Annotated in this window: 14 protein-coding genes; 5 read left to right on the top strand and 9 right to left on the bottom strand. The window is 70.3% G+C overall.

What is annotated here, in order from left to right; genetic code table 11:
- Positions 1-34: 34 nt before the first annotated feature.
- Entirely contained in the window at positions 35-160 is a 126-nt protein-coding gene (locus ACZ6TB_RS17140) for a hypothetical protein (RefSeq protein ID WP_465555343.1), read from the top strand.
- 48 nt (positions 161-208) lie between these two features.
- Entirely contained in the window at positions 209-928 is a 720-nt protein-coding gene (locus ACZ6TB_RS17135; protein ID WP_465555341.1) for a lysozyme, read from the top strand.
- A 4-nt stretch (positions 929-932) separates the two neighbouring features.
- Here ACZ6TB_RS17135 and ACZ6TB_RS17130 read toward each other — a convergent pair whose 3' ends face one another.
- A complete protein-coding gene (locus ACZ6TB_RS17130; protein WP_465555339.1) occupies positions 933-1,637 on the bottom strand; it encodes a SemiSWEET transporter in 705 nt (234 codons plus the stop codon).
- Positions 1,638-1,788: 151 nt separating this feature from the next.
- Between ACZ6TB_RS17130 and ACZ6TB_RS17125 the strand changes: the two genes are divergently transcribed.
- On the top strand, positions 1,789-3,000 hold the full coding sequence (locus ACZ6TB_RS17125) for a hypothetical protein (protein WP_465555337.1): 1,212 nt from the start codon (positions 1,789-1,791) through the stop codon (positions 2,998-3,000).
- On the opposite strand, the gene ACZ6TB_RS17120 is transcribed toward ACZ6TB_RS17125, so the two are convergent.
- Genes ACZ6TB_RS17120 through ACZ6TB_RS17105 form a run of 4 tightly spaced genes read right to left on the bottom strand, consistent with a single transcriptional unit; the run spans position 2,985 to position 7,935 of the window.
- Positions 2,985-3,416, bottom strand: a complete 432-nt coding sequence (locus ACZ6TB_RS17120; RefSeq protein ID WP_465555335.1) for a YdeI/OmpD-associated family protein — start codon at positions 3,414-3,416, stop codon at positions 2,985-2,987. The genes ACZ6TB_RS17125 and ACZ6TB_RS17120 overlap by 16 nt on opposite strands.
- Positions 3,413-4,357 carry a non-homologous end-joining DNA ligase gene (ligD, locus tag ACZ6TB_RS17115; RefSeq protein ID WP_465555333.1) on the bottom strand — a complete coding sequence of 315 codons (945 nt, stop codon included), beginning with the start codon at positions 4,355-4,357 and terminating at the stop codon, positions 3,413-3,415. The genes ACZ6TB_RS17120 and ligD overlap by 4 nt, the downstream gene beginning before the upstream one ends.
- 9 nt (positions 4,358-4,366) lie before the next feature.
- Positions 4,367-6,091: an acyl-CoA dehydrogenase gene (locus ACZ6TB_RS17110; protein ID WP_465555331.1), complete on the bottom strand. Its 1,725-nt coding sequence runs from the start codon at positions 6,089-6,091 to the stop codon at positions 4,367-4,369.
- Between the two features lie 47 nt (positions 6,092-6,138).
- Positions 6,139-7,935: a diguanylate cyclase domain-containing protein gene (locus tag ACZ6TB_RS17105; RefSeq protein WP_465555329.1), complete on the bottom strand. Its 1,797-nt coding sequence runs from the start codon at positions 7,933-7,935 to the stop codon at positions 6,139-6,141.
- A 316-nt stretch (positions 7,936-8,251) separates the two neighbouring features.
- On the opposite strand from ACZ6TB_RS17105, the gene ACZ6TB_RS17100 reads away from it, so the two are divergent.
- The gene (locus ACZ6TB_RS17100; RefSeq protein WP_465555327.1) at positions 8,252-9,856 is read left to right on the top strand and encodes an alpha/beta hydrolase; all 1,605 of its coding nucleotides are present in this window, start codon (positions 8,252-8,254) and stop codon (positions 9,854-9,856) included.
- Between the two features lie 15 nt (positions 9,857-9,871).
- Complete coding sequence (locus tag ACZ6TB_RS17095) at positions 9,872-10,909, top strand: WD40/YVTN/BNR-like repeat-containing protein (RefSeq protein ID WP_465555325.1); 1,038 nt, start codon at positions 9,872-9,874, stop codon at positions 10,907-10,909.
- Between the two features lie 57 nt (positions 10,910-10,966).
- Here the strand turns inward: ACZ6TB_RS17095 and ACZ6TB_RS17090 are convergent, their stop codons facing one another.
- The 4 genes from ACZ6TB_RS17090 to ACZ6TB_RS17075 all read right to left on the bottom strand — a co-directional run bounded on the left by ACZ6TB_RS17090 (position 10,967) and on the right by ACZ6TB_RS17075 (position 15,046).
- On the bottom strand, positions 10,967-12,103 hold the full coding sequence (locus ACZ6TB_RS17090; RefSeq protein ID WP_465555323.1) for a toll/interleukin-1 receptor domain-containing protein: 1,137 nt from the start codon (positions 12,101-12,103) through the stop codon (positions 10,967-10,969).
- A 272-nt stretch (positions 12,104-12,375) separates the two neighbouring features.
- Positions 12,376-13,149: an ABC transporter ATP-binding protein gene (locus ACZ6TB_RS17085; protein ID WP_465555321.1), complete on the bottom strand. Its 774-nt coding sequence runs from the start codon at positions 13,147-13,149 to the stop codon at positions 12,376-12,378.
- Positions 13,149-13,934: an ABC transporter permease gene (locus ACZ6TB_RS17080; RefSeq protein ID WP_465555319.1), complete on the bottom strand. Its 786-nt coding sequence runs from the start codon at positions 13,932-13,934 to the stop codon at positions 13,149-13,151. Before ACZ6TB_RS17080 ends, ACZ6TB_RS17085 begins: the two co-directional genes overlap by 1 nt.
- Positions 13,935-14,014: 80 nt before the next feature.
- Positions 14,015-15,046, bottom strand: coding sequence for an ABC transporter substrate-binding protein (locus ACZ6TB_RS17075; RefSeq protein WP_465555317.1), 1,032 nt, complete (start codon positions 15,044-15,046; stop codon positions 14,015-14,017).
- Positions 15,047-15,324 lie beyond the last annotated feature (278 nt).

Here is a 15,324-nt window from a genome sequence, read left to right as displayed (position 1 = left end):
TCGACCATGGATGAGGGCGAGAAGACTCTTCCTCATGGCACTCGGAATCGCAGTCTTCTTCCTGCTCATCACCGTCGCATCGATGGTCGGCCGCACCGCTGACACGCGGGACAGCGCCGACTGGAAACCCACCAACGAGGGCTTCCGGCGCAACACTTGATATCTATGATCCTCTATGGCTGAATGCTTCCTGAACGGAGGTTCAGTCATGAGATTCCGCACAAAAACCGCAATCGTCTTCGTGGCGGCTCTGCTCGCGGGCCCGGTCATCGCCGCCCCCGCGCAGGCCGCCACCGTCACGTACGGCCAGGACGTCTCGAGCCACCAGGGCAACGTCAACTGGGCGGCGCAGTGGAGCGCCGGCTCGCGGTTCGCCTACATCAAGGCGACCGAGGGCAACTACTACACCAACGCCTATTTCGCGCAGCAGTACAACGGGTCGTACAACGTGGGCATGATCCGCGGGTCGTACCACTTCGCGATCCCGAACGGCGCGAGCGCCTCGGCCCAGGCCGACTACTTCGTCGCGCACGGCGGCGGCTGGTCGAAGGACGGGAAGACGCTGCCGGGCGCGCTCGACATCGAGTACAACCCGTACGGCGCGACCTGTTACGGCCTGTCGCAGGCGAGCATGCGCTCCTGGATCTCGGGCTTCCTGAACCGCTACCACGACCGGACCGGCCGCTGGGCGGTCATCTACACGACCACCGACTGGTGGACCACCTGCACCGGCAACTACAGCGGGTTCTGGGCGAACTCGCCGCTCTGGCTGGCGCGCTACGCGAGCGCCCCGGGCACGTTGCCGGCCGGGGCGCCCACGTGGTCGTTCTGGCAGTACTCGTCGTCGGGCCCGTTCGCCGGCGACTCGAACCAGTGGAACGGGTCGCTCGATCGGCTGAAGGTGCTGGCCTGCAACGGCAGCTGCTGAGGTCTTAGATCCCGGCCATCGCCAGGTTGCGGGTGGTGACACCGTCGCGCCAGCGGGCCGCTCCGTGGTCGATCGTGTCCGCGGACGGCTCGCTGCGCAGGAACAGCACGGCACAGACGATCAGGGAGCTGGCCAGGCCGACCGAGGCCGAGACGAAGACGCCGGCCTGACCGGTGGCGACGCCGTAGCAGAGCCAGGAGGCGGCCGCCCCGGCACCCAGGCGCCAGCGCAGCGGGGAGAGGCCGGAGAGGTCCTGCTTGCGGTCCCGCAGCAGGGTCAGCGGCTGGGGGATGGCGGAGAGCACCGAGACGCCGGCCAGCACGAGGCCGAGAAGGGGCGCGACCTGCGCACCGCGTACGGACGGAAGGGCCGCCAGCAGAACGCTCAGAACAAGCACCGCGAGGAGGCCGGCCGCCGGGCCCGCGCTGGTCCCCAGCTGCCGCCGGGACCGCAGGGCCGGCTGCGTCGCGAGCAGCGCCACCATGATCGCCAGGCCCGCCGCGCCGGTGACCACGTTCGTCACGATCTGGATCCGCTCGCCGCTGAGCAGGCCGTAGGTGATCCAGCCGAGCGGGAGGGCCACCCCGAGCGCGGTTGCCGTGGCCGACAGCCCGCTGGTGCGGCGCTGAACGCAGGACTTGTAGACCTGGGGCCAGGAGAGGGACATGGACAGCGCGGCGCCGGTGCAGCCGAGGGCGTGGGTAAGCATGATCCGTTTCCGTGTCGGGGGAAGAGCCACATGTCCCTTCGCCCGGCCACCCCGGCGCCTTACCAAGATCTGCTCGCTACCACCGAGCTGCAACCTTCGCATCGGGCAAGCCGGGTGACATCGGGGCGCCCGCATTTGGCACAGTGGACGGATGCTGACCGACGTGGACCTCCCCGCGCCCGGGTTGCTGTGGACCCGCTGGGCGACCCTGGCCGCCACGCTGACCGGCATCGGCTACGCCGACGTGTGGTTCGTCGACGACCGCGGCGCCCACCACGACGACCACGGCGGCAGCTGGGCCCGCCTCGCGCTGCTCGACGGCGCCCGGGCCGTCCTCTTCGGCTATGACCGCGATCACAGCGCGACCGCCTCCGCCGACCCGCCGATCGACCTGCTCACCGGCGCCCCCGCCTGGCTGCCCTGGGACGACCTGACCACGCTGGCCGAGGCCGACCGGCTCGGCTTCGTCGTCTGGCACGCCGAGGGCCGCTGGTCGCGGGCGCGCTACTCGGACACCATGGGCGACGGCCTGGTCGACACGGTCGGCGCCGTGCTCAGCAACGAGAACACGCTGCGTGAGCTGGCCGACATCGTCGAGGAGTGGGGGCAGCACGAGCTGACGACCCCGGCCGAGCGCGACGACGTGCGCGAGGCGGCCGAGAAGCTGCTGGCCGCGGCCGTGCGCGGCGAGGTGGACGCCGGGGCGTTCCAGCGGCTGCTCGGCCGGCTCACCGACCCGGCGCTCGACCTGCGGGCCGCCCTGTTCGCGGCCGGCCGGGGCGGCGTCACGGCCGGCACCCGCCCGCCGCGGATCGAGCCCGGCGAGCGGCCGCCGATGCGCCGGGTCCGCCGGCTCAGCAGCGGCGAGCACGACCGGCTGGTCTGGGCGGCCATGCACGACGCCGACGAGCTGCGCCGGCCCGCTCCCCCGGCCACCGACGATCTCGAGACGCTGGCCGAGTGGATGCGGGACCGGGCCCCGGCCGGCGACGGGCACTGCACGGTGCTCGCCTACGCCGACGCCACCAGCATGAGCGTGCAGTCCGGCGACCGGCCGCCGGCCGACCGCCCCGACGAGCGGCGCCACCACGCGTTCCACGAGCTCAACGACCTGGTGCGGCGGCTGCGAGAGGCCGAGGCCGACCCCCGGTACGGCCGGTGGCTGTTCCTGCGGGTGGAGACGACCGCCCGCGGCATGCGCATCGAGCGGCGCTACGACTCGTGGCCCGAGTGGTGGGACGACGACGGCGTCTCGGGCCCGTGGCGCACCAACCTCCAGGAGGAGATGGAGGCCCGGGCCCGCGCCTGGCGCCCGGGGTGGGTGCGGCTGCTCGACCCGGCGATCGCCTACCGGCCGAGCTGAGCGATCGCCTTCTCGATGCGCCGGGCCCGGGTCTCCGGAGCCTTGGCCGCGGTGATCGCCTCGACGTGCTGGCGCTGGTGCGAGTACGAGAGCTTCGACCAGGCCGCGCCCGCGGCGGGCGCGGCGTCGAGGGCGGCGCGCAGGTCGTCCGGCACCTCGATCACCCGCGGCGCGGTGTCCAGCTCGATGGCGAGGTCGTACGTCTCGCCGCCGCTCAACCCACCCTCGGCCCGGCGCGCGGCGCTGACGCCCAGCCAGTAGCTGCCGCCCATCTTGGCGATCGACGACTGGAAGCTGAAGCCGTTCACCGTCGCCACGACCTTGGGCCGGCCACCGCCGCCGAGGGCCGTCACGAAGTCGTCCGGGATCTGGAAGCCGGTCGTGTTGCCGCCGGTCTTCTGCAGCTCGAGCCTCACGCATCCTCCTCGGAAAGTTCCAGGCCGTCCCGGTCGGCCCACTCGAGCAACGTCTCCAGCGAGAACGCGTCGTCGTCGATGGTCGCGTGCAGATCGCCGAGCCGGGCGAAGCGCTCGGGAACCGTCTTGATCGTGAAGTCGCGCGGGTCCACATCCGCGATCTCGTCCCAGGCGATCGGGGTGGAGACCGTCCCGGCCGGCACGCCGCGCACCGAGTACGCGCTGGCGATGGTGTGGTCGCGCGCGTTCTGGTTGTAGTCGACGAACAGCTTCTCCGGGTCGCGGTCCTTGCGCCACCAGGTGGTGGTGACGTCGTCGGGCGCGCGCCGCTCCACCTCGCGGGCGAAGGCGAGCGCGGCCCGGCGTACCTCGGAGAAGCCCCACTCGGGCCGGATGCGCACGTAGATGTGCAGTCCCCGGCCGCCCGACGTCTTCGGATAGCCGGTGATGCCGAGCTCGTCGAGCACCTCGCGGGCCACCCCGGCCACGACCCGCACCCGGTCGAACGGGCAGTCCGGCATCGGGTCGAGGTCGATGCGCCACTCGTCCGGCTTCTCGGTGTCGGCGCGGCGCGAGTTCCACGGGTGGAACTCGACCGTCGACATCTGCACCGCCCAGATCACGTCGGCCAGCTTGGTCACGCACAGCTCGTCGGCGGTCCGGTTGTAGCGGGGGAACTTGATCCGGACCGTCTCGAGCCAGGGCGGGGCGCCGTGCGGTACCCGCTTCTGGTGGACCTTCTCGCCGGCCAGCCCGTCCGGGAAGCGGTGCAGCATGCACGGCCGCTCGCGGAGCGCCCGGACGATGCCGTCGCCCACCGACAGGTAGTAGCCGACCAAATCGATCTTGGTCAGCCCGAGGTCGGGGAAGTAGATCCGCCCGGGGTTGGAGACGCGGACCTCGTGGTCACCGACCTCGACCACGGTCGCCGGAGAAGCCATGGGCTCAACCTAACCCAACCAGGCGTCCTGGAGATCGACCATCAAGGTGTCCCGGGAGTCCAGCAGATCGAACAGCGGTCCGGTACGCGGCAGCTCGTGCGTGATGAAGTACCTCGCCGTGATCCGCTTGCCGTCATAGAAGGCACCCGATTTGTCCCCCGCGGCGGCCAGCTGCTCGAGCCAGAGCCACGCGATCACCAGGTGGCCGGCCGCGTCCAGGTAGGCGGAGGCGTTGGCCAGCGCGACCGTCGGGTCTCCCCCGGCCCACACCTTCGCGGTGGTGGCGGCCAGGCGATCCGCGGCGGCCAGCACCGGCGCTCCAAGATCCTCCGGGGCTTTCTCCGCGGAGGAACGGATCCGGTCGAGCAACAAGGCGAGCCCGGCGCCGTCCTTCATGACCACCTTGCGGCCGAGCAGGTCGAGCGCCTGGATGCCGTCGGTGCCCTCGTGGATCGAGTTGAGCCGGTTGTCCCGGTAGAACTGCTCGACCGGGTACTCCCGGGTGTAGCCGTACCCGCCGTAGATCTGGATCGCGTGGTCGTCGGCGAGCCGGCACCACTGCGACGGCCAGGCCTTCACGATCGGCGTCAGCACGTCGAGGAGCAGGGCGTTCTCGGGCGAGGGCTCGTCCAGCAGCTTCGCCGCGAAGAGCACGAGAGCGAGACCGCCTTCCACGTACGCCTTCGACGCGATCAGCATCCGGCGGACGTCGGGGTGCTCGATGATCGGCACCGGTGGCGCGGCCGGATCCTTCGCCGACACCGGCCGCCCCTGGAGCCGCTCCCGGGCGTAGTCCAGCGCGTGCAGGTAGCCGGTGTAGCCCAGCGCCACCGCGCCCGAGCCCACCCCGATCCGCGCCTCGTTCATCATGTGGAACATGTAGGCGAGGCCCTTGCCCTCCTCACCGACCAGGTAGCCGGTCGCCTCCTCGAACGAGAGCACCGCGTTGGTCGTGCCCCGGTAGCCCATCTTGTGGTTGAGGCCGGCCAGCTTCACCCCGTTGCGCTCGCCGACCGTGCCGTCCGCCGCGATGTGGTGCTTGGGCACGACGAACAGCGACAGGCCCTTCACCCCATTTTCAGCCCCCGGGACCCGGGCCAGCACCAGGTGCACGATCGTCTCGCTGATGTCGTGGTCGCCGCCGGAGATCCACATCTTGCTGCCGCTGACCCGGTAGCTGCCGTCGTCCTGCCGCACGGCCCGGGTCAGCACGTCGCTCAGCGAGGAGCCGGCCTGCGGTTCGGAGAGGCACATGGTGCCGGTGAAACGGCCCGCGAGCATCGGTTTCACGTACGTCTCGATCTGCTCCGGCGTGCCGTAGGTGAGCAGCAGGTGAGCGTTCCCGATGGTCAGCATCGGATAGGACGAGGTGGCGATGTTCGCCGCCTGGAACCACATGAAGCAGGCCCGGGCCACGACCCCCGGCAGCTGCATGCCGCCCAGCTCCTCGTCGAGGGTCGCCGAGATCAGCCCGGCCTCGGCGAACACCTTGAGCGCCGCGCCCACCTCGGGGATGACGTGCGCGGTCTCGCCGTCGAACGACGGCTCGGCGAGGTCGTTGCGCCGGTTGTGCGGGGCGAAGTCGCGCTCGGCGATCTGCGCGGAGAGGTCGAGGAACGCGTCGAAGGTCTCGCGCGAGTGCTCGGCGTAGCGCTCCCGGGCGGTCAGCGCCTCGACGTCGAGCCACTCGTAGAGAAGGAAGTCGAGGTCGCGCCGGGACAGGATCCGGGACACCGGGGGCACCGCCGTTCGTCGAGGGGCAGGACCTCCAGTGTGCCGTCTCAGGGCTCGGCGCGGTGCCTCCCGGTCCGGGCCGGCTCGGCGGCGACGACCGACGTGCGGGACTTCTTGATCGTGTACATCGCGTGGTCGGCCGCCCGGAGCGCCTCGTCCGGGTCGCACGAGTGCGGCGCCAGGTGCACGCCGACGCTCGCGCCGATCACCACGTCGTGGCCGTCGATCCGGAACGGGGTCTCGATCGCCGCCCGGATGCGGGCGCACATCGCCGCGGTGTCGGTCTCGTCGAACACGCCGGGCATGAGGACGACGAACTCGTCGCCGCCGACCCGGGCGAGGACGTCGTGCTCGCGTACGCACGAGCTCAGCCGATGCGACACCTGGCGCAACAGCTCGTCCCCGGCCTCGTGGCCGTGCGCGTCGTTGACCGGCTTGAAGCCGTCGAGGTCGACGAAGAGCACCGCCACCGCGTCGTCGCGCAGCGACGCGTCCAGCGCGTCCTGCATCCGCCGGCGGTTGGGCAGGCCGGTCAGCGCGTCGTGCGCCGCGTCGTGGGCGAGCTGCTCCTGGAAGGCGCGGGTCTGGGAGATGTCCCGGGCGTTGATGACCACGCCGGTCAGCGCCGGGTTGTGCATCTGGTTGGACGCCGTGAACTCGAACCAGCGCCACTCGCCGGCGGCCGGTCGCACCCGGCACTGCAGGCGCACCACCGCGTCCCGCTCGGCGACCAGCGCCGAGAAGTGGTGGATCATGTACGGCCGGTCGTCCGGGTGCACGATGTCGAAGACGGTGGTGCCGACCAGCTGGCCGGCCTCGAAGCCGAGGACGCTGGCCGCGCTCGGGCTCGAGTAGGCGATCCGCCCCTGGGCGTCGAGCACCGTCACCAGGTCGGGAGCGTGCTGGAACAGGGCCTGGAACCGCTCGTCGTTGCGGCGGCGCTGGACCATCGTGCGGTAGCCGAGGATCGAGATCGCGACCACGCCGATCAGCATGATCGCCAGCAGCGTCAGGTTCAGCGTCTGGCTCTTGGTGTGCACGGCGCCGTCGAACGAGGACTTGGTCTGCACCCGCACGTACGCCCAGCCGCCGGGCAGCCCGCCGACCACGGTCGCGATCATCAGCTTGTCGTCGGCGGTGTACTCGACGAACATCCCGGACCGCGGGGCGCTGCCCAGCACCGCCCGGATCGCCGGGTCGACCTTGGTGCCGACCTTGGCCGCGACGTCGGTGGCGCCGATCGTGCCGGTCGCGTCGACCACGCTGGTGCTGTGGGTGGAGTCCTTGAGGGTCAGCAGGTACTGCTGGAGGGACGTGGAGGCGATCGCGTCGAGGCCGATCAGGATGCCGGCCGGCGACCCGCCGACCACGATCGGCACGGCGACCGCCTCGAGGATGACGCCGTCCACGGTCATGACCGCCGAGAACCCGGGCTGGCCGGCCGCGAGCTCGGCCCGCATCGGCGCCCACGCGGCGTCGGTCGCCGAGGGCAGCCCGTCGCTGCGGCTCGCGGTGAGCACGTTGCCGTCCAGGTCGGTGAGCAGGGCGCCGTACGCGAAGGTCGTGCTCTTGGCGACCAGGGTGTTGAGCGCCAGCCGGTCGCCGGCGCTGTTCTTACCCAGGTGCAGCACGTGCTCGCCGGTGAAGTCGGCGAGCTCGCTCGCCGACAGCAGCTTGAGCTGCCGGGTGAGCGTGCCATTGTTGACGGCCAGTGCCTGCGAGTCGGCACGGTGAACCGCGTCGGCCGCACGTAGCGCCGACCTGTTCACCAAGATGCCGATGGTGCCGGCCGCGGCCAGCAGCAACACGCTGACCAGCACGGCAGTCCAGTTGCGTAGCCGCATCGCTCACCCTCCTCGCCGTTGTCATCGGCAAGCGGGCACCGGGCTGAACGGTTTTTCCCTAGGGAAGTCCCCTGGAACATCCCCCATCGATGCGCGCGATGTCGCGTATAGGCGGTTTTGGCATGGTGCGCTTGAGGCGGTAGTGGCCGAAGATGAGGGAGCCGGTTCTTCCATCGAACGGCAGGGGGCGTGTATGCGCAGGTCGGTGGTGACGGCGCTACCGGAGAAATCCGCGCCGTGGCGCAGTTGGCTCCCTGCCCCGCGGCGCAGTCCCGAGAACGCACCGGCCCCCCGGTCGGTGGTCCCGCGCCGCCGGGTGATCCGCTGCGGTCTCAGCGTCACCGGCTTCGGCCTGTCCGCCGTCTTCTACTGCCTCTCCTTCACCCCGTCCCTGCTCCCCCGGCCGTGGTTTCTCCAGGGCGTGGTCGCCGGGCTGACCGCCGCGATCGGGTACGCGGTCGGCACCGCCATCGGCGCGGTCGTGCGGCTGCGCTGGTGGCCGTCGCGGCGGGCCGAGCTGATCGCCTGGCGCCTGCTGTTCGCGCTGGTGCCGGTCCTCATCGTGATCTTCCTGTGGCTCGGCGTCCGCTGGCAGCGTGACCTGCGCGTCCGCCTGAACATGGAACCCCAGCAGGAGTACGACGCCCTGCGCACCGTGGGGATCAGCCTGCTCACCTTCGGCCTGCTGCTGCTCACCGCCCGGCTGCTGCGGTTCGCCGCCTACGGGGTGGCCCGCGTGCTCGGCCGGGTGGTGCCCGAGTCGGCGGCCTACTGCGCCGGCTTCGTGGTGGTCACCATGCTCAGCTATGGCGCGGCCGACGGCCTGCTGTTCGACAACCTCTACACGACGGCCGACCGGTCGGCCGCGGTCACCGACAGCGGCACCGGGCACGGCGTGGTCCGCCCGCTCACCGACCTGCGCTCGGGCGGTCCGGGCTCGATGGTCGGCTGGGACTCGCTGGGCCGGCAGGGCCGCAACTTCGTGGCCAAGGCGCCGACCCGGCAGCAGATCACCGCCTTCACCGGGCGGCCCTCGATCGAGCCGATCCGCCTCTACGCCGGTCTCGCCTCGGCCGATGACATTCAAAAGCGAGCCGACCTGGTCGTACGGGAGATGGAGCGCACCGGGGCGTTCGACCGGGCGGTGGTCGCGGTCCTCACGCCGACCGGCACCGGCTGGGTCGACAGCGACGTCACCGACTCCCTGGAGTACATGTACGGCGGCGACACGGCGCTGGTCTCGATGCAGTACTCGTACCTGCCCAGCTGGATCTCGTTCATGGTCGACCGGGGCAAGGTCGTGGACGCGGCGTCGGCGCTGATCACGGCCGTGCACGACCGGTGGGCGGCGATGCCGGAGCCGTCCCGGCCGAAACTGCTCATCTTCGGGGAGAGCCTGGGGACGTACGGGACCGAGAAGACCTTCGGCACCGCGGAGAAGATGGTGGCCGGCGCCGACGGGATCCTGCTCGAGGGCCCGACCTTCGCGAACCCGATCCACCAGCGGCTCACCGAGCAGCGGGCGGCGGGCAGCACGGTCTGGGACCCGTCGTATCCCGCGCTGCCGGTGGAGTTCGCCAACGACGCGACCCAGCTGCGATCGCTCACCGGGCCGCCGCCCAAGGTCGTCTACATGCAGAACTCGTCCGACCCGGTCGTCTGGTGGAACCCGAGCCTGCTCTGGCACCGCCCGGACTGGCTGCGCGGCAAACGCGGGCCGGACGTGACGCCGTCCATGCACTGGTACCCGCTGATCACGTTCTGGCAGACCACGACCGATCTGATCTTCGCCAACAAGGTGCCGATCGGGCACGGCCACACCTACAAGTCGGGGACGGTCGACGGCTGGGCCGCGGTCGCCTCGCCGCCGGGGTGGACGGACCACGACACCGTACGGCTGCGTGCCCTCCTCGATCGTTAGCGGTAGCTTCGCCGGATGACGCTTCAACGAAAGTTGTCTATCGCACTGGCCGGCGTGGCGGTCATCGCCGCCACCGCCGGCTTCACCGGCCACGGCGGCCCGCACTGGAAGCTCTCCGACACCTCCACGACCGCCCGGTTCCGCGGGCTCGCCCCGGTCAGCGCCAAGGTCGCCTGGGTGGCCGGCTCGTCGGGCACCATCTTGCGCACAGTCGACGGCGGCCGCTCCTGGGCGTCGGTCGGTCCCGCCGACGCGGCGGCCCTCCAGTTCCGCGACATCGAGGCCTTCGACGCGCGTACGGCGGTGGCGCTCACGATCGGGAACGGCGCCGACTCCCGCATCTACCGCACGGCCGACGGCGGCCGCAGCTGGACGTCGGCGTTCGTGAACGACGACGCGAACGCCTTCTACGACTGCATGACGTTCCTCGACGCCCGGCACGGGCTGGCGCTCTCCGACCCGGTCGACGGCAAGTTCCGCATCCTGGCGACGTCCGACGGCGGCCGCAGCTGGCGGGTGACGTCGCCGGCCGGCATGCCGGCGGCCCTGGACGGCGAGTTCGCGTTCGCCGCGAGCGGCACGTGCCTGGTGTCGTCGCAGGGCCGCGCGTTCTTCGCCACCGGCGGCGGCGCGTCGTCCCGCGTCTTCACGTCGTCCGACCGCGGGCGCACGTGGTCGGCGGTCTCGACCCCGATCCCGAGCGGGCCCAGCGCCGGCATCTACAGCCTGGCGTACCGCGACCGCACCCACGGCCTGGCCGTCGGCGGCGACTTCGCCGCCCCCACCGTCGCCCCGGCCGGCGCCGCCTACCTTCGCGGCCGCACCTGGACGGTCGCCCGCACGGTCCCGGGCGAGTACCGCTCGGGCGCGGCCTGGCTCGGCCACGGCCCCGTCGCGCTCGCGGTCGGCCCGACCGGCAGCGACATCTCCTGGAACGGCGGCCGCGACTGGAAGCGCTTCGACACCGGCAGCTTCGACGCGGTCCTCTGCGCCCGCGACGGCGCCTGCTGGGCCTCGGGCGAGCAGGGCCGGGTCGCGCGACTGGCCTTCTGACTCGTTTGCATCGGGCCGGCCGCACTCGCGCGGCCGGCCCGATCGGCTCTACCGGCTTTACCGGCGCGCGTGCTCCTCGCGGATGGCCCGGATCAGCGCGGCGAAGTCACCCTCGGAGTGCTGCGCCTCGGTCAGCGTGTTCATGTCCCGCAGGACGTCGGTGATGCGGCCGACGGTACTGCCGATCTTGGCGTACAGGTCGAGGTCTTCCCGGATGCCCTGGAGAAACTCCAGCGGCACCTCGCGCATCTCGGTCGCCAGCTCGGCCCGCCGCTCCTCCCAGTACTTCGCGTAGCGCAGGCGGCCGCGCGCGTCGAAGATGTCGGCGTCCGGCAGCACGATCGGAAACAATCGTTTGGCGAAATTCTCGCGGCCGGCTATTTCGGTGAGCTCGAACATGCAATTGCGCGACCGCAGATAAGCGTCATCGAGAACGAGGACGACGAATTCCGCCTTTCCCAGCAGGCGCATGAATCCCTCGATCGAGCCGCGGTAGGGAATCTCATGTTTGTCGCGCCGCACCGGAAGGCCGCGGCCGGCCAGCGCGACGACCATGCGGTCGACCACCGCCTCGGCGGCGCCGCCCCACTTGTAGGACACGTAGATCTCGGGCGACGCGAGCGGTCCGACCAGGGACGCGATCGTGTCCGGGACACTTCCGCGGCGGTCGAAGACGTCGACCTCGATCGCGTCCCCGACGTCGGACCAGGTCGGGTCGCGCGAAGTGACGAGGACGTGCCCGCCGGACGGCACGAGCCGCACCAGGTCGTCCGGGTCGTTCGCGTTGTCGTAGACGAGCAGCCAGTTCAGCTCCGTCGACCGCAGCGCCGCGAGCACCAGATCCGGATCGTCGGGAATCGGTAGGCCGAGCCGTTGGCCGAGGTCGGCCAGCGACCGCCGGACTCGCGACGGGTCGTCGGCCGGGATCCACCAGATCAGGTCGTAATCGTCGACGTGCCGATACACGTACTCGATCGCCAGCTGGGTCTTGCCCACGCCGCCGAGGCCGTGCAGCGCCTGCGGCAGCACCGACGCCGCGGCGGCCCGGCCGAGGCTGCGGTGCAGGCTCGACAACATGGCGTCACGGCCGGTGAAATTGGGGTTCCGAGCTGGTACGCCGCCCCCGACGTGCGGGGCGTCCGGCCGCTCCAGGGTTGCCCCGGGCAGGCCGGCAACGGTGCTCTCGTCCACCACGATCGATCCTTACTACGCGATTCCCTAGAACCGGACTTATGCCGTTAAATTAGTACATCCACCGGCATACGGACCGGGTCCCGATGACGACTTCGCCTGGTCACGGGTACGTTCGTGACCAGGCGTTCGCTCAAACGTGCGCAGCGCGATGCCGCTCACCCGGACATTATCTAATAAGGATCTTGAGTACCGGAACCTCAGTGCGCAGGATGTCGACCGGAGCTCGCGGTGCGGGCGCCGTGCTTCGGCCGGGAATGCGAGCCGGTGAGAATTCAGGAATGCGTCGGCAAATGGTTGTCGCTGAGCAGCAGCGTGTGCAATTCGGCGCTGACGCCGGCCACCTGGTCCATGTGCGCGTTGTGGCCGAAACTGCGCGGGCGCGGAATGGGAATCTCGACCAGGCGGCGCACCTGTCCGGGGCGGGAGCTCAGCACGGCCACGCGGTCGGCGAGCAGCACGGCCTCCTGGATCGAGTGGGTCACGAAGACGATCGTCGTACCCAGGTCCATGTGGATGCGCTGGAGCTCGACCGCCAGCTCCTCGCGGGTCAGCGCGTCGAGGGCCGAGAACGGCTCGTCCATCAGCATGACCTTGGGGCTCTGGATCAGCGCGCGGCAGAGGGCGACGCGCTGCTGCATGCCGCCGCTCAGCTCGTGCGGGAGGCGCTTGCGGAAGCCCGACAGGCCGGTCATCTCGAGCAGCTCGGCGGCGCGCGGGCGGTACTCGGCCTTCTTCCAGCCGAAGATCTCGACCGGGAGCAGCACGTTGTCCTCGACCGAGCGCCACGGCAGCAGCGCCGGCTTCTGGAAGACCATGGCGACGTCGCGGCGCGGCTCCTTCACCAGGGCGCCGTCCACGCGTACGGAACCCTTGGTCGGTTGGAGAAGCCCACCGATCATGCGCAAGAGCGTCGATTTGCCGCACCCGGACCGGCCGATGACGGTGAGGAACTCGCCGTCGCCGATCGTGAGATCGATGTCCCGGATCGCCTCGACCGGGCCGGCCTTGCCGCGGAAGGTCTGCGAGACGCCCTCGATGCTGATCATCAGTTCCCCGTAACCGCTCGGGCCCACGGGACGAGCAGGCGCTCGAGCCCGGCGACCAGGTAGAAGAGGACGACGCCCATCAGCGCGAGCAGCACCAGCGCGCAGAACGCGAGCGGGGTGTCGTTGGAGGCGCCGGAGCCGGCGATCACCGAGCCGAGGCCGTGGTCGGGGTTGACCACCTCGCCGATCACGGCGCCGATGATGGCGAGCGGGGTGGCGACTTTGAGGCCCACGAAGACCTGCGGAAGCGCCCAGGTCAGCCGCACCTTGACGAAGGTCTGCCACCACGAGGCCTTGAGCGAGCGGGCCAGCTCGCGCAGGTCGGCCGGGGTCGAGGTGAGGCCGGCCATCGTCGACACGATCACCGGGAAGAAACTGACCAGCACCACCATGACGATCTTCGGCGAGTCGCCGAAGCCCATCCAGACCAGCAGCAGCGGGGCGAGCGCGACCTTGGGGATGGCGTTGATCGCGGCCAGGACGGGCATGGCCATCCGCTCGACCGTCCGGGAGGCGGCCAGGATCACCGCGATGACCAGTCCGAAGGCGACGGCGATGACGAACCCGATGAGGACCCGCTGGAGGGTGGTCCAGGTCTCCTGGAGCAGGAACGACGGCGTCTTGAGGAACGAGTCGACGACATCGGCCGGGGACGGCACGTAGAACGGATCGATGTGGAACACGGTGGTGACCAGCCACCAGGCCGTGATCGTGAGGATCACGCCGAGCGTGGGCAGGACCGCGTTGGACCACACCCTGCTCTGCGGCCCGGGAATGTCCGTCATGTCGCGACTCCGTGGTTGATCAATGACGCGGGGCGGGACTCTACCTGCTCCGCGGGCTTGGCCCGCCCCGCGTCCGGACGTCAGCTTGCCGGTACGAAGCTGAAGTCGACGACCTTGTCGGGCGTGAGGCCGGCCGGCATGAGGCCGTTGCCCTGCAGGATGGCGATGCTGCGCGCCACCCGCTCCTGGTCCAGGTGACCGAGCGGGGCGCCGTTCGGCGGGGACACGTACGGCTTCATGGCGTTGATCTCACCGATCGCGGCCGGGACCGCCGCGGTGGGCTCGGCCTTGTTCATGATCGCCGCAGCCTCGTCCGGGTGGTCCAGCGCGTACTGGAGGCCCTTCATGGCGGCGTCGGTGAACTTCTTGACCACGTCCTTGTCGCTGGCGATCAGCTCCTCCCGGGCGATGATCGCGTTGCCGAACAGGTCGGACAGGTACTCGCTGTAGGGCAGCACCGTGACCTGCTTCTTCGACGCCGTCTCGAGCGCCTTCTTGGACAGCAGGAACGTGCTGAGCGCGTCGACCTTGCGCTGGGCCATCAGGCCGTTGAGCGCGGTGGTCTGCGCACCCTGCAACTTCACCGACTTCGCGTCCAGGCCGGCCAGCTTGGCGTACGCCGGGAAGAGCAGCTCGCTCACCGAGCCCTTGGCGGTGGCCACGGTCTTGCCGGTCAGGTCGGTCGGCTTGGTGATGTTGGTGTCGGCCGTCGTCATGATCGAGACCAGCGTCTGCTGGTGGATCGCCGCGACCGCGCGCCAGTTGGTGAACTTGCCGAGGCCGGCCTGGATCTCGGCGCCGGTGAAGTCGAGGGCGGCGAACTGCGCCTGGCCCGACTTGATCAGCGTGAGGTTCTGGACGTTGCCGGCGCCCTTCTGGATGTCGACGTCGATGCCGGCGTCCTTGAAGAAGCCCTTCTCCTTCGCCACCCATACGAAGGAGTCACGGCCCACCGCACCGAACGCGGTCACATAGGTGACCTTCTTGAGGTCGCCGCCCGAGCCGGCTGCGGAGCCGGTCGAACCGCCGTCGTCCTTACTGGAGCACGCACCCGCCGTGACGAGCACGGCGGCCAGCAGCGTAGCCGCCAGCACACGAGAGCGTCTGATCATCCAATGCCTCCTGAGAATCCGCCCGTCCAGCAGGCGGAGATGACTGTTCGTCTGACCTGCGTGGACGTTGCGTCGATCGACACCCGTCCGTCCGGCCCCGCGTCCGGTCGAGATCGTAGAGCAGGGAGGATGACCTGTCATCGCGCTCAATTCGGCCTAAATAGACCTTCGAATAATGACGTTACGGGTCCGAAATGGACATCTATGCAGGTCACGGTATGGTTGACAGTCTTCGGCCCGGAAGCGATGCTGTGCACAAGATTGTGAGCAATCCGTAG

The sequence above is a fragment of the Actinoplanes sp. NPDC051537 genome, from assembly GCF_055586105.1.
This window is presented reverse-complemented; position numbering and strand designations above follow the sequence as displayed.

Excerpts from the sequence above, each read along its gene's own strand:
- ACZ6TB_RS17140 (WP_465555343.1), top strand. The coding sequence starts at position 35 with ATGGCACTCGGAATCGCAGTCTTCTTCCTGCTCATCACCGTCGCATCG.
- ACZ6TB_RS17135 (WP_465555341.1), top strand. The coding sequence starts at position 209 with ATGAGATTCCGCACAAAAACCGCAATCGTCTTCGTGGCGGCTCTGCTC.
- ACZ6TB_RS17130 (WP_465555339.1), bottom strand. The coding sequence starts at position 1,637 with ATGCTTACCCACGCCCTCGGCTGCACCGGCGCCGCGCTGTCCATGTCC.
- ACZ6TB_RS17125 (WP_465555337.1), top strand. The coding sequence starts at position 1,789 with ATGCTGACCGACGTGGACCTCCCCGCGCCCGGGTTGCTGTGGACCCGC.
- ligD (WP_465555333.1), bottom strand. The coding sequence starts at position 4,357 with ATGGCTTCTCCGGCGACCGTGGTCGAGGTCGGTGACCACGAGGTCCGC.
- ACZ6TB_RS17105 (WP_465555329.1), bottom strand. The coding sequence starts at position 7,935 with ATGCGGCTACGCAACTGGACTGCCGTGCTGGTCAGCGTGTTGCTGCTG.
- ACZ6TB_RS17095 (WP_465555325.1), top strand. The coding sequence starts at position 9,872 with ATGACGCTTCAACGAAAGTTGTCTATCGCACTGGCCGGCGTGGCGGTC.
- ACZ6TB_RS17085 (WP_465555321.1), bottom strand. The coding sequence starts at position 13,149 with ATGATCAGCATCGAGGGCGTCTCGCAGACCTTCCGCGGCAAGGCCGGC.
- ACZ6TB_RS17080 (WP_465555319.1), bottom strand. The coding sequence starts at position 13,934 with ATGACGGACATTCCCGGGCCGCAGAGCAGGGTGTGGTCCAACGCGGTC.
- ACZ6TB_RS17075 (WP_465555317.1), bottom strand. The coding sequence starts at position 15,046 with ATGATCAGACGCTCTCGTGTGCTGGCGGCTACGCTGCTGGCCGCCGTG.